This window comes from Halostagnicola bangensis (genome assembly GCF_054653435.1).
Genome location: NZ_BAAIGG010000002.1, coordinates 1,602,402 through 1,614,795 on the forward strand (window position 1 = coordinate 1,602,402; position 12,394 = coordinate 1,614,795).

General features: G+C 59.6%; 11 protein-coding genes and 1 pseudogene. 5 read left to right on the forward strand and 7 right to left on the reverse strand.

Annotated features, from left to right (window positions below):
* Positions 1–560: 560 nt before the first annotated feature.
* From ACYQ14_RS09590 to ACYQ14_RS09600, 3 genes are all read right to left on the reverse strand, one after another.
* On the reverse strand, positions 561–2,519 hold the full coding sequence (locus ACYQ14_RS09590) for an ATP-binding protein (protein ID WP_459887451.1): 1,959 nt from the start codon (positions 2,517–2,519) through the stop codon (positions 561–563).
* Between the two features lie 248 nt (positions 2,520–2,767).
* Positions 2,768–3,157 (reverse strand): ferredoxin Fer, encoded by a 390-nt coding sequence (fer, locus tag ACYQ14_RS09595; protein WP_283836684.1) that lies wholly within the window; start codon positions 3,155–3,157, stop codon positions 2,768–2,770.
* Positions 3,158–3,319: 162 nt separating this feature from the next.
* Positions 3,320–4,501 carry an inorganic phosphate transporter gene (locus ACYQ14_RS09600; protein WP_459887452.1) on the reverse strand — a complete coding sequence of 394 codons (1,182 nt, stop codon included), beginning with the start codon at positions 4,499–4,501 and terminating at the stop codon, positions 3,320–3,322.
* A gap of 161 nt (positions 4,502–4,662) precedes the next feature.
* On the opposite strand from ACYQ14_RS09600, the gene hisA reads away from it, so the two are divergent.
* On the forward strand, positions 4,663–5,397 hold the full coding sequence (hisA, locus tag ACYQ14_RS09605; RefSeq protein ID WP_459887454.1) for a 1-(5-phosphoribosyl)-5-[(5-phosphoribosylamino)methylideneamino]imidazole-4-carboxamide isomerase: 735 nt from the start codon (positions 4,663–4,665) through the stop codon (positions 5,395–5,397).
* 316 nt (positions 5,398–5,713) lie between these two features.
* Here the strand turns inward: hisA and ACYQ14_RS09610 are convergent, their stop codons facing one another.
* Both ACYQ14_RS09610 and ACYQ14_RS09615 read right to left on the reverse strand, forming a co-directional pair.
* Complete coding sequence (locus ACYQ14_RS09610) at positions 5,714–7,213, reverse strand: TrkH family potassium uptake protein (protein ID WP_459887456.1); 1,500 nt, start codon at positions 7,211–7,213, stop codon at positions 5,714–5,716.
* A gap of 108 nt (positions 7,214–7,321) precedes the next feature.
* Positions 7,322–7,594 carry a DUF8028 family protein gene (locus ACYQ14_RS09615; protein WP_459887458.1) on the reverse strand — a complete coding sequence of 91 codons (273 nt, stop codon included), beginning with the start codon at positions 7,592–7,594 and terminating at the stop codon, positions 7,322–7,324.
* Positions 7,595–7,860: 266 nt separating this feature from the next.
* Here ACYQ14_RS09615 and hisB point away from each other — a divergent pair, with 266 nt between their 5' ends.
* The gene (gene hisB / locus ACYQ14_RS09620; protein WP_459887460.1) at positions 7,861–8,454 is read left to right on the forward strand and encodes an imidazoleglycerol-phosphate dehydratase HisB; all 594 of its coding nucleotides are present in this window, start codon (positions 7,861–7,863) and stop codon (positions 8,452–8,454) included.
* A 49-nt stretch (positions 8,455–8,503) separates the two neighbouring features.
* Here hisB and ACYQ14_RS09625 read toward each other — a convergent pair whose 3' ends face one another.
* Together ACYQ14_RS09625 and ACYQ14_RS09630 are read right to left on the reverse strand one after the other, a co-directional pair.
* Positions 8,504–9,583, reverse strand: coding sequence for a M48 family metalloprotease (locus ACYQ14_RS09625; protein ID WP_459887462.1), 1,080 nt, complete (start codon positions 9,581–9,583; stop codon positions 8,504–8,506).
* A 96-nt stretch (positions 9,584–9,679) separates the two neighbouring features.
* Positions 9,680–10,543 (reverse strand): hypothetical protein, encoded by an 864-nt coding sequence (locus ACYQ14_RS09630; protein ID WP_459887464.1) that lies wholly within the window; start codon positions 10,541–10,543, stop codon positions 9,680–9,682.
* Between the two features lie 132 nt (positions 10,544–10,675).
* Here ACYQ14_RS09630 and trpY point away from each other — a divergent pair, with 132 nt between their 5' ends.
* The 3 genes and pseudogenes from trpY (at position 10,676) to ACYQ14_RS09645 (ending at position 12,315) form a co-directional block, all read left to right on the forward strand.
* The gene (trpY, locus tag ACYQ14_RS09635; RefSeq protein WP_283836675.1) at positions 10,676–11,179 is read left to right on the forward strand and encodes a TrpY family transcription regulator; all 504 of its coding nucleotides are present in this window, start codon (positions 10,676–10,678) and stop codon (positions 11,177–11,179) included.
* A 19-nt stretch (positions 11,180–11,198) separates the two neighbouring features.
* Positions 11,199–11,807: an IMPACT family protein gene (locus ACYQ14_RS09640; RefSeq protein WP_459887466.1), complete on the forward strand. Its 609-nt coding sequence runs from the start codon at positions 11,199–11,201 to the stop codon at positions 11,805–11,807.
* An 80-nt stretch (positions 11,808–11,887) separates the two neighbouring features.
* Positions 11,888–12,315: pseudogene (locus ACYQ14_RS09645) on the forward strand (HVO_A0114 family putative DNA-binding protein).
* The last annotated feature ends 79 nt before the right edge of the window (positions 12,316–12,394 follow it).

Genomic DNA, 12,394 nt, shown 5'->3' on the forward strand with positions numbered 1-12,394 from the left:
CCGAGCGAACCGTGCGACAAAAATCGGGAGACGAATCTGCGAGAATGATTCGAATCGACCAGCCTGAACCGTTCCTATGATGCCATAAATAACATATTACACTACATATTATCCAGATGTTACTTAATGGACCGGGAAGATACTTGAGAAAGCCAACTCACAGAAGGAAGTGCTGTCTCAGTTATCTAGCGAACGAATTTCCCGGGATAAGAAGAAGAATAGGAAAGCGTTCGTAGAGCAGTTCAATCGATCAGACAGTCGGCTATATTTTCCAGTTATACACTACATTATTCGAGATTTTATCTATAGATGTTACAGTCGGTGGAGTATTCAGCGGAGAGAACCCGATAACCGATTACCCCACAATATGAAATATAAGAAGAGAGAACCAATAATAGACAGTAATATGATGGAAGATACCTCTCAAGATATTGTAGTTCGAGAGCCGAGCAAGGTGGTGGGGCGTTTCTGACTCCGAGCAAGGGCAAAGCGGTGGGTCGTTTCTGACTCCGAGCAAGTCGGCGCGACGGTTTCATCGGCTTCGCGTCGCTATCGCGAAACTACGGCGATTGCTCGCGAGAAACCGGAAGCGTAATCGTAAACGTCGAGCCCTCGCCGGGAACCGAATCGACGTCGATCTGTCCGTCGTGTCGCTCGACGATCCGCTTGCAGAGTGCGAGTCCGATGCCGCTCCCTTGCTGATCGTCGGCGCTTGGGAACCGTTGAAAGACCTGAAAGATACGGCCTTCGTTACTGGGATCGATCCCAACACCATTGTCCTGAACGGTTATTTTCCACTCGTCTCCATCTCGCCTGGCCGAGACATCAATCTGCGGAGGATCCGCCCCCGAATACTCCATTGCGTTGCTCAAGAGGTTCTGAAACACCTGTCGAAGCTGATTACCGTCCCCCTCGACACACGGAAGCGAACCCCCCGTGATTCGAGCGTCGGTCTCCTCGATATGAACTTTCAAGTCCTTTCGGGCGTCCGCGAAAACGTCGTTCAAATCGATCATATCGAACGGATCCCCTCGCATCTCGACTCGTGAATACTCGAGGAGTCCGTCGATCATCTCGTGCATCCGCTCGGCACCGTCGACCGCGAACTCGAGAAACTCTCGCCCCTCCTCGTCGAGGGCCGCGCCGTGTCGACGTTCGATCAGGTTCAGATAGCTCGTGACCATTCGAAGCGGCTCCTGCAAGTCGTGACTCGCCGCATACGCGAACTGCTCCAGCCGTTCGTTCGAGCGCTCGAGTTTCCGTTCGTACTCCTTGCGCTCGGTGATGTCGCGAAAATACAACGAGACGCCCGTTTCTGACGGATAGATGTTCCCCTCGATCCAGTTCCCGAGCGGTTCGTAGTAGTGCTGGTAACTCGTCGGTTCCTGGGTTTCTATCGCCGTCTCGAAGCTCTCTCGAACGTCCTGATCGTCGGTCGCATCGGGAAACATCTCCCAGAGCGTGTTCCCGAGGAGTTCTTCCTCGGAACGCTGGAGGAGCACTTCCGCGCGATCGTTGACGAGCGTATATCGAAGCTCGTCGTCGAACGCACAGAACGCGTCGTCGATCCGGCCCAGTATCCGCTCGAGCTTTCCTTCGAGTTCTTTCCGATCGGTGACGTCCGTTTGCGTACAGACCGCGCCATCGAAGGAGCCGTCGCCGTCGAACAAGGGGGTACAACGGACCGACAGCCAGACGCGCGTCCCGTCTGCCTGAGTAATGCCGATACCGTCTTCGATCACCGGTTCTTCGGTCCGCTTCGTGCGTGAAAAAACGGTGTTATCCGGCGAGATCTCGTTGCCGTCTCGATCGGCGAACTCCCACGATTCGTCGAGAACGCTGGTCGGAAGTTGATCGGTCGAGCCACCGAGGAGGTCCTCGGCGTGGTCGTTCGCGAAGGTAATCGTTCCGTCAGCGTCGATGGCGGTAATGCCGACCGGACTCGTCTCGAGGATTCGGTCCGTGCGTCGGTCGTTATCCCGACGGTCGGTCCGCCGCGGTCCGTCGAGAGCCGACGTGAGAATACTGGCAACGTTTTCGACGAAGCGGGCATCGTCTTCGGTGAAATCGCGGGGGTTCGTCGAGTACGTGCCGAGAATACCCCACGGATCATCATCCGGTCCGAGCGAAACGGTAATGCCGCTTGTGATATCGTGTTCGACGAGGACTGAAGCGACCGAAAAGCGATTCCCGGGTTCGAGCTCAGAAACGATAACCGGCTCGTCCGAACGCAGGGTGTGTCCAAACAGCGACTTCGACATCGTCGACAGGTTCGAGGACTCCGCTCCCGTCTCGTCCCACCCGGCACCCTCGCGAAAAGACAGCTGCTCGTCGCTCGAGTCCGTTTCGAGAACGTGACAGAATTCCGCGTTCAACGACGTCGTGATCGCTTCTATAGCATCCTCGAGCAACTTATCCGAATCGTCGTCCTCGAGCGCTTGCGTTCCGAGGTCGGTAACGAGTTCGCGTTGGTGAACCCTGATCTCGAGTTCCGTTCTGGGCTTAGATGACGAACCCATTTTGGGACCAGTACTGGCTGGTTACGGTAAAGTCTTGCCGCGCATACATCGAGGTTTGAAATCTACGCCGAGGGACCAAAGCTTCCGTGACGAAATCGCCCGCTGTGTCGAAATGCGTTCGGAACAAGCGAGGGGGCGACCGAAGAGAGCCACTCCGGGCTGGACAATCAAGGCTACGGTCGAATAGTAAAGCGGGATCACGAGGGATCCCACAATCCGTGTAAATACGACGGGTACGAGTACGGTCGTTAAATGACGCGGTTCTGCAGGTAGTCGAGGTGTTTCGCGTTGTAGACGATTTTGACTTCCTCGGTTTCAGCCGAACCGATACAGGTCAGGACGACGTCTTTCTCCTCGACTTCTTCGTCGGAGAGAATCTGTTGCATGTCCATCTGGATTTCGCCTTCCTTGATGATGGCTGCACAGTTTGCACACGCGCCAGCTCGACAGGAGAACGGCCAGTCGTAGCCCTGCGCCTCTGCGGCCTCGAGGATATACTCGCCTTCGGCGACGTCGAGGGAGCCGTAATCCTCATCGTCGAGACCGGCGTCAGCCGCGTTCTCGAAGAGGTCGTCGTCGTCCATCTCCCATCCCTGGTCATCTAACACTTCGTAGTTGAGGTATTCTACGGTGGGCATCAGGCGGTGATTCGAGTCCCGCACTGGTATAGCTTGCTGTTCAGTCCTAAATTGTCTTTCACATAGAATTGGTAAGTATCCATGGATTGGTTCGGTGATCGTATAGTTTCACGGCAGATATCGGTCTAGAATCAAAGATACGGGCAGAAATAGCTCGAACGGTTAGAATCCGAAGATCGGAACGTATCGGAACGTGAGAAATGCTCCCGTCGTCGAAATAATCGGAACGACGTTTTGCATGAGGATCACCCGAGCCGTCGTCGAGGGATTGAACAGATCGGACGCTTTCGGAATGTCGCTGACTTCCTCCTCGCCGATTTCCGGGGACGGTTCGCCTTCCTCGTCGGCCGTGAGCGCACCGACCGAAACCGCCGTCTCTTCGCCTCGAGCTGCCTCCGAGAGTCGAGTCGTCCGGGTTGCACGACCCCAGCCTAGCCCGACGATGGACATGGTCGCGATGACGACGAAACTCGCCGGGATCCCGATCCAGGAGAGTCCGACGACGAGCATCGAGCTGATGACGGCGACGACAACCGCCGCGGTCAGAGGCAGGTTAGTGATATCGTTACCGAGCGTATCGAGCGTTCGGCGGGCGATGGTAAACGCGCCGATAGCCACCGCGATCGAACCGATGATGATGGCGGGATCCTCCGCGAGTTCGCCGCTCCCGACGAGCGGTGCGACGGCGTTCGCGATGTTGCTCGTTCCCGAACTGAAAGCCATGAGACAGCCGATAATGATAACGACTGTCGACCCAGTCCACTCCCGTCTCGAGACGCCGGCTTCGACGCGCAATCGGGGAATATACCCCGAAGTATCGATTCCGAGCAGGGCGTCCTCAGCGGCGTTGCCTTCGATGGCCACCCACTCGTTGATCCGCGTATAGAAATACCGGCCGACAACGCCGCCGATCCAGAAGCCGATGATCGGGGCGACGATCCACCAGATGGCGATTTCTCCGAGGACGGCCCAGTTGAGTTCGCCCGTTGCCAGGCCGAGCGCGGCGATCGCGCCGACCGCCGTCATCGACGTGGAAGCCGGAACGCCGGCATAGTTTCCGATGAAGAGGGCACCGCCGATGAAAAAGAGGACGGCGACATTGGCCTCGAGGGTGAAGATAGCCGTGCTTGTCACCAGTTCGTTTCCGAGCGTATGGACGACCTCCCGTCCGATCGTAAATGCGCCGATCGCGAAGAAGATCGACATCAGCGCCGCTGCAATGCCTTTCGAAAGGATATTTGCACCGACGGCAGGCCCGAATGCCGGGCCGGTCGTTGCACCACCGATATTGTATCCGACGAAGGCTGCAACGAGAATTCCGACGAGTAGCAGTACTTCTGTCACGTCTGTAAAATAGAGTGTGAAGACCTAAAAGCACGCGTATTTTTGTTCGCCGCTGACCGGTCGAGATCGAAGGGTGTTGGTACAAACGAACCGTCGAGAGCGGTGCCGAGTCGTCGCGCCGGACCAACGGGATTATCCCGACCGGCACCGCGCGTTCCCGTATGAGCCAGTTCCCAGCGTTCGAGGTGATACCGGCCGTCGACGTGCAGGATGGAGAAGTCGTCCAACTCGTACAGGGCGAACGCGGTACCGAAACGCGCTACGGCGACCCCGTCGATGCCGCACAACGGTGGATCGACGCGGGGGCGAAAACGCTCCATCTCGTCGACCTCGACGGAGCCTTCGAAGGGGAGCGAGCGAACGCCGACGCGATCGACGCGGTCGTCGATTCGGTAGCCGTTCCGACGCAACTCGGCGGCGGCATCCGAACCGCCGAGGGTGCGACCGATCTGCTCGAGCGCGGCGTCGACCGAGTCATCCTGGGGACGGCGGCCGTCGAAAATCCGGAAATCGTCGCCGAGATCAGCGAGACCCACCCTGATTCGGTGGTCGTGAGCCTCGACGCGAAAGACGGCGAGGTCGTCATCGAAGGGTGGACCGAAGGGGCGGGAATTACGCCCGTCGAAGCCGCTGAACGCTACGAGGACCTCGGTGCCGCCGGGATCCTCTTTACGAACGTCGACGTCGAAGGGCAACTCGAGGGGGTCGCCACCGAACCCGTCCGGGAACTCGTCGAGGCGACCGATATTCCCATCGTGGCCAGCGGCGGCGTCGCCACGCTAGAAGACGTGCGGGCGCTCGAGGAAGCCGGCGCGGCCGCCGTCGTCGTCGGGAGCGCGCTGTACGAGGGCGAGTTTTCGCTCGAGGAGGCCCAGGCCGTCGTCGACACCCAATAGCACGAAACGATCTGAGAGAGCGGTGGCCGGGAGCGGGCGTCGAGCCACGGCGAGACGCCCGCGACCCGGGGAAAGGCAGGCGGTTCACATCCATCTGAACCGCGAGGTCACGAGAGCACGGCGCGACGCGCCGCGGGACGACGAACGGGCGACGCCCGTGAGTCAGTGACCGAGCGGGCCGACAACTGACTCGGAGTGAGCAACGCGAACGAAGAGGAAGGAGGAGCGCTTTTAATCGAATTTTTGCCGAGGGCCAGCTTGCTGGCCCGCAGAGCAAAACTTCGGTGTCAAAACTTCGGTGTCAGAACTTCGTTCATTAGGACTGCCAGAACGCCGGCGTCAACAGTACCAGTACGGGGATGATCTCGATGCGTCCGATCCACATCATGATGATCATGACGAACTTGGAGAACACCGAGAACCCTTCGTAGTTGCCCATCGGACCGGCCATTCCGAACGCCGGTCCGATATTCAGGAAGATCGAAGCCGCCGCCCCGAGCGCGTCGAACTCCGAGACGACAGTGGTGGGATCTCGAGCGGCGTCGACGACGAGGAAAATCGTCAGCAGGAAGAAGATCACGATGGCGAGCAGGACGTACGAGAAGATGTCGGTGATCGTATCCTCGTCGACGACGCTGTCGCCGAGTCGCACGGGACGAACTGCTTGCGGGTGAATCGAGGTAAAGAGGTTCCGATGGAGGCTCTTGAGAACCACGAGCCAGCGCAGGGACTTGATCGAACAGGTCGTACTCCCCGCCATGCCGCCGATGAACATGCATAAAAAGAGCATGTGCTTCGCGCCGGGCGACCAGAGGTCGAAGTCCACCGAGGCGTAGCCCGTCGTCGAGACGAGCGAGACGACGTTGAACACGCCGTGTCGGACCGTCGGCTCGAGCCCCTGATCGAACGTCGAGTCGACGTACAAAATGGCGACGACGAGCAAGCTGAATGTGCCGAGGATACTCAAGTAGAAACGGAACTCCTCGCTTTTGAACGGCTGGAGGTAGTTACCCTGGACGACGTAGTAGATCAGCACGAAGTTCGTCGCCCCGAGAATCATGAAGGGGACGATCGCCCACTGAGCGATCGGCGAAAACGCGCCGGCGCTCTGGGCCTCCGGCGAAAAGCCGGCCGTCGCGACGCTTGTAAAGGCGTGTGACACGGCGTTGAACAGATCCATTTCCGGCGCCAGACCGAGGAGATAGAGCGCGTAAAAGGTCGTCACCGCCGCGACCGTTAGTCCGACATACAGTCCCCAGATGAGCCGAGCGGTGTCGCCGATGTGCGGACGGAGTTTCGTGACGTTTCGCGTCTGCGTTTCGGTCTCCATCAACTGTGCACCACCGACCATCAGGTTCGAGAGCAGGCCGATGGCGACGACCAGGATACCCAGTCCGCCGAGCCACTGGATGAGCTGTCGCCAGAGCATGATCGCTCTCGAGTGTTCATCGAAATCATCGATCACGGTCGCTCCCGTGGTCGTCAGTCCACTCGTGCTCTCAAAGAGCGCGTTGACCGGATGGGCGAGCGTGCCCACGCCGGCGACGAAAAACGGGATCGCGCCGATAGCGGCGACGGCGAGCCACGTCACCGCGACCATCAAAAACGCCTCGCGCTGGCCGAGATCCCGCTCCACGCTGAGTCGCTCGAGCCCCAATCCGGCCAGTAATGTCGCAATAATCGCGACGACGAACGGCGTCGGATCGGAGCCGTCGATCATCGCCAGACCGAGCGGCGCGGCCAGCGGAACGGCGAGCCACTTTAACACCGTTCCGGTGAGGCTGCAACTCGAGCGCCAGTCGACGCGGATCTTCATCGAGTCAGAACGTGAGGCGGAGAGGAAATAATCGGTTCGGTCGGCGATTCACCGGAGATCGCGTAACCGAGCAACCACGTAGTGTGCAGAATAGCGGCGAGTTCGCGGTCAGGACGATCGGTTGTAGCCGTGACCGAAATAGAGGGCGAGGACGTTGATTGCTAACAGAGCGAGAAATGCCATCGTAACGGTCGGGTCGCCGAGACCCTGAGAGAGCAACGGGACGTGAACGAACGGCAAGGCGATCGCAACCCAGAACGAGAGGAACTGGGCCGGTCGTTTGATCGTCCGGAGCAGGCGGCGATGGGTGTCAATATCTCGATCCGTCTCAGTAGGCGACTGAGCGATCGATTCGTTCGGGAGCGGGGAGGAGTTGGACATCTCGGGACATTCACCTCAGTTACTCATGACTTTCATCGGCGATAACATATAATAGGGAGAAGGTTGGCGTAATTTCGGTCCGTTTTACGCGAGTAGGCGATGTAATCGGATGTTTCGAGACGCACTCAAAAATCTTTAGACATTTTATAGAACGTTCTAAAGGAGTTTTACCGGATTAGCGTGAGTTCTCAAACCGGGCTTCAGAGAGGGGGTCAGCGAGCAGTTCGAGCGCAATCGCCTTGTACCGCCGGCCCCCTCGTTTGCCCATGAGCGAGCGAACGGCGACCGTCACCCGCGAGACGGCCGAAACGACGATCGAGTGTACACTCACCGTCGACGGTAGCGGGACCGCCGACGTCGAGACCGGAATCGGGTTCTTCGATCACATGCTGAGCGCACTGGCCAAACATGGATTGTTCGACCTCGAGGTCGACTGCGACGGCGACCTCGAGATCGACGATCACCACACGGTCGAGGACGTCGCGATCGTCGTCGGAACGGCCCTCTCGGAGGCGCTGGGCGATCGAACGGGGATCGTCCGGTACGCCGACCGACGGGTTCCGCTGGACGAAGCCGTCGCCTCGGCGATCGTCGACGTGAGCGGTCGCCCTCGGTTTTACTTCGACGGCGAGTTCTCTCAGGATCAGATCGGCGACTTTACGAGCGACATGGCCCGGCACTTCGGCGAGTCGCTGGCGATGAACGCCGGGCTAACGCTCCACCTCGCGGTTGAGGGCGAGAACGCCCACCACGAGGTTGAGGCGCTGTTCAAGGCGCTCGCTCGAGCGCTCGACGACGCGACGCGGTTCGACGAGCGCCGGGAGGGCGCGCCGAGTACGAAAGGGACCCTTTCGGAGTGATAGGAGCGCAGTCGTTCGGCCGCAGTATAATCACGGCGCGGTGACGATGTTAATCCGTTTTTACCGCCTCGAGATGCCGCCCGACCGGCGGCGTGAGCGAGAAGAGAGGACGAATCCGACCTCGATCTTCGGACGGCGTATTTCGGGAGCGCTCGTACGTCTCGAGGAGCGGTTCCGTGTCTGTTCGCCTGGAAGCCCCACAATCTGCAGCGAGCGTGCGACGGCGGAGCCACCAACTGAACGCGAGCCAACAACCCAGTACTCCCAGCGCTCCGAGAAGGCCAAAAACGGAGAGTCCGACGATGGTCGATGCGAGCAAAATACCCGCAGTGATCGCTCGTAACTCTCGGATACGCAGCTTGTGAGAACCCGCTTCGCGAGTGCACCGAGCCTCGAGTTCCGCGTCCGAACACGTCTCGAGGGCATGATCGGTAACGTACAGCCGCCGGTTCCAGAACGGGCCCTGGAGATAGACGGCTGCGATTCGATTCTCCGCTCCGGGGAGAACGCCGCCGATGGACGCCTCGAGGTCGGTTGCCTGGAGCGCGTCCTCGAGCCGTTGGCGCTGTCCGTCCGTCGGTTCGGTGACCTCGTTGACGAGACGGGTCGAAAACTGCCCCCAGAGATAAAACATGGCGACGAACAGGATGCCGGTAGCCGGGCCGGCGATCCAGAGCGGCGTCTCGAAGACGAGACCCGCGGTCGCGATCACGACGACGGCGATCGCGAAGAGACCGAGCAAAAACCTGGTCAGTCGCCACGTCGCGCGAGCGGCGGAAAGGTCGGTCTCGGCTCGCTGGCGAGCATAGGGGAAGACACCGAGGGAGGACACGATTACCACCGCGAAAACGGTGCCGAGCGCTGGAATCCAGGCCAGCACCATTGCAATGCCACCACCCAGCGCCGGGTCGATCGACTCGAGAACCGCCTCGGTCCGTGCGGGAAAATCACCGACGAAGACGGTTCCGGCGAGCGTCAGAAAACCGACGGCGATGAGCTGTCGATACGTCCCCGCGCTCGCACGCTCAGGATCGACATCGTCTCGAGCGGTGTACCAGCCGTACAATCGAAGCCAACAGAAGCCGATAACGAGGGCGAGACCGATTCCGAGGAGCGACCGGGAGACCATACGGCGATCATGATACGTTCGTCAATTGAGCGTTTCGGTGTCAACGGGCGGCCAGCAAAACCGGTACAGACCGAGGAAAGAGCGGAGACTACCGGTTCACGAACGAACGAGTTGGTCGCCATTTTCGGCGAACTCGCCGTCCTCAAGCGCGTGCTCGATGATTTCCTCGACTTCGCGCGTCTCGAGATCGTAGGCCCCTGCGGCGAGCGTTTCGACGGCGCTTCGGTCCATCGGGAACTCGCGGTTTCGGAGCAGACGGATGACCTTGCCGTAGCCCTGTGGCGGGCTCGCCTTCGAGTTCGCGTTCGAATTACTGGAGTTCGAGGAGCTGCTGTCTTCCCCAGTATCGGAGGAGTCTCTCTGTTCGTCGGTACTCGAGGGGGCATCAGTAGTTGAAGATTCGTCTGTACTCGAGGACTCTGTGGATACGTCTTCGGTGTCCTCGGATTCGGAATCGGGGCTTCGCTCGAGCGTGATTCCGAGGTCCCGGTCGTCAGCTCCGGAACCCTCACGGTCCGAGTCGTCCACAACGGCGTCCGCTTTGGCTTCGCTCACGTCGATTACGGATGGCCGGCCAGTTCGGTCCGGATCCTCTGCTGTCGGTTCCACGCCGCTCGCATCGCCACAGGGAGATGAATCGTCAGCGTCGGTCACATCGTCGGCGGCGGTCACATCGTCGGCGGCGGTCACATCGTCGGCGTCGGTCACATCGTCGGCGGCGGTCACATCGTCGGCGGCGGTCACCGCATCGGAATCGCTCCCGGAAGTCGGTTCCTCGGACGACTCGACGCCGGCGCGAGCGAGCAAGGGTTCGAGCAGGTCCTCAAGTCGATCGCCACACGTACGACAGAGGACGACGCGGCGCTGTTCGGCTTCGGTCGGTTCGAGTTCGGGTGGTAGCAGTTCGAAGGTCCCCGCGGCGTCGGTTCCGCAGAAGTCACAGTGGCTGAGTGCGCGCATGAGAACTCGTTTCGACTACGCCCTCAAAAACGTCCGTCAGACGCGAGGTGAGCCGTTCGCGTCTCGTGGCGTTTTAACAGCGACGAGCGACCACCGGACATTATACCACGGCCCGCGAATATACGAGAACGAATGTTCGACGAGATCATGGAGAAGTTCGAGGGATCGCCGAGCCAGCAGGCGGTTATCCGCCTGCTGCTCGAGCGGGGGTTCTCGGTCAACGACGAAGGCCGCGTCGTCTCCGGTGGGATCGAGATTCCGAACACGGGTATCGCCCGCGAAATCGACGTCGACCGACGCGTCGTCGACTCGACGACCGACGCGATCCTCGAGGATCCCGAACTGAGACGGATCTTCCAGAACATCTCGCAGGTGCCGAGCCTGATGGATCTCGCGCCGGTGCTCGATCTGACCGTCCTGTCGATCGAGGTCGACGACGCCGATAAGAAAGGAATCGTCGCGACGATCACCGGACTGCTGGCCGATCACGACATCTCGATTCGCCAGACGATCAGCGAGGATCCCGAGTTTACCGATGATCCGCGCCTGTACCTGGTCACCGACGAAGATCTGCCGGGAGAGCTGTTTACGGACTTACGGGAGATTACGTTCGTCCGCAAGATCGAACTGCAGTGAGAAGCAAGGAGAGAAGACAGTGACCGGAACGTACCGCACCCTTGCCGAGCCCGCCACCGCCGAGTTCGTCGACCAGGGATCGGAGTTCCTCGGACACGCCTGTCCCGCCGAGTCCGTCGACGCGGCGGAGGAGTTCGTCGAAACGGTCGAACGGGAATACGACGACGCGACCCACAACGTCCCGGCATACCGCGTGCGAGCGGACGCCGAGGGCAACTTTTTGCGGGAGTACTCGAGCGACGACGGCGAACCGTCGGGATCGGCCGGCAAGCCTGCGTTGAACGTCCTCACACAGGAGGAACTCGAGAACTGCGCGGTCGTCGTAACGCGGTACTACGGCGGAACGAACCTCGGGGTCGGCGGCCTCGTCCGCGCCTACTCGAAGGCCGTCAAAGACGCCGTCGAAGAGGCGGGTGTCATCGAGGAACGCCCCCACGAACGGGTTGTGATCACCGTCGAGTACGACGATTCCGGAACCGTTAGAGGAATTATAGAGAGCGAGGGCTACGAGTTCGACGCGAGCTACGCGACCGACGTGAGCTTCGGCGTTCGGGTTCCAATTGCGGAGAGCGAGGCGTTCAAAGATCGACTGCGGAGCGCGACGAGCGGGCGGGTCGATCTCGATTAGCCCGAGGACGTAACCGAAATCGAATTTCCGGGAATGATGGAATTGCGAGACCGATTTACCGAGGAAATCGAAACCCTACCATGACAAAAAATACGCTCAAAATCACGTTTAAACAGCGCAACGACCACCAGGACGCGGCTCGAGAGCGACTCCGACGCGCCGAAGCCGGTGAAAGCGGTGATGCAATCGAGCAAGACGTGCGATACATCCTGAACTTCGAAGAGTTCGACGATGTCGACCGCCTTATGCGCACGTCGAATCTCGAGCTCATCGAGGCCATCGTCTCCGAGGGCCCCAAAGTATTCGACAAACAGCGACTGTCGTCGATCGAGATTATCGCGAAGTGCATCGAAACCTGAAAGAACTCGAATCGTTAGGTGTGGTTGAGTTCGAGACAACGGGACAACGGAAGAAACCGATCCTTCGTAACGGGGCCGAGACGATCGATTTCTCGATTCAATTTCCAGATTCCGGCGACAATGGAACGATATCCAACGCATCTGCGTAAAGTGATGTCGTCGTCCGTCGCGTATTCTGACTCGGCCCGTTCGTGAGCAGGAGACTATTTCGAATCGAAACTGCTAATT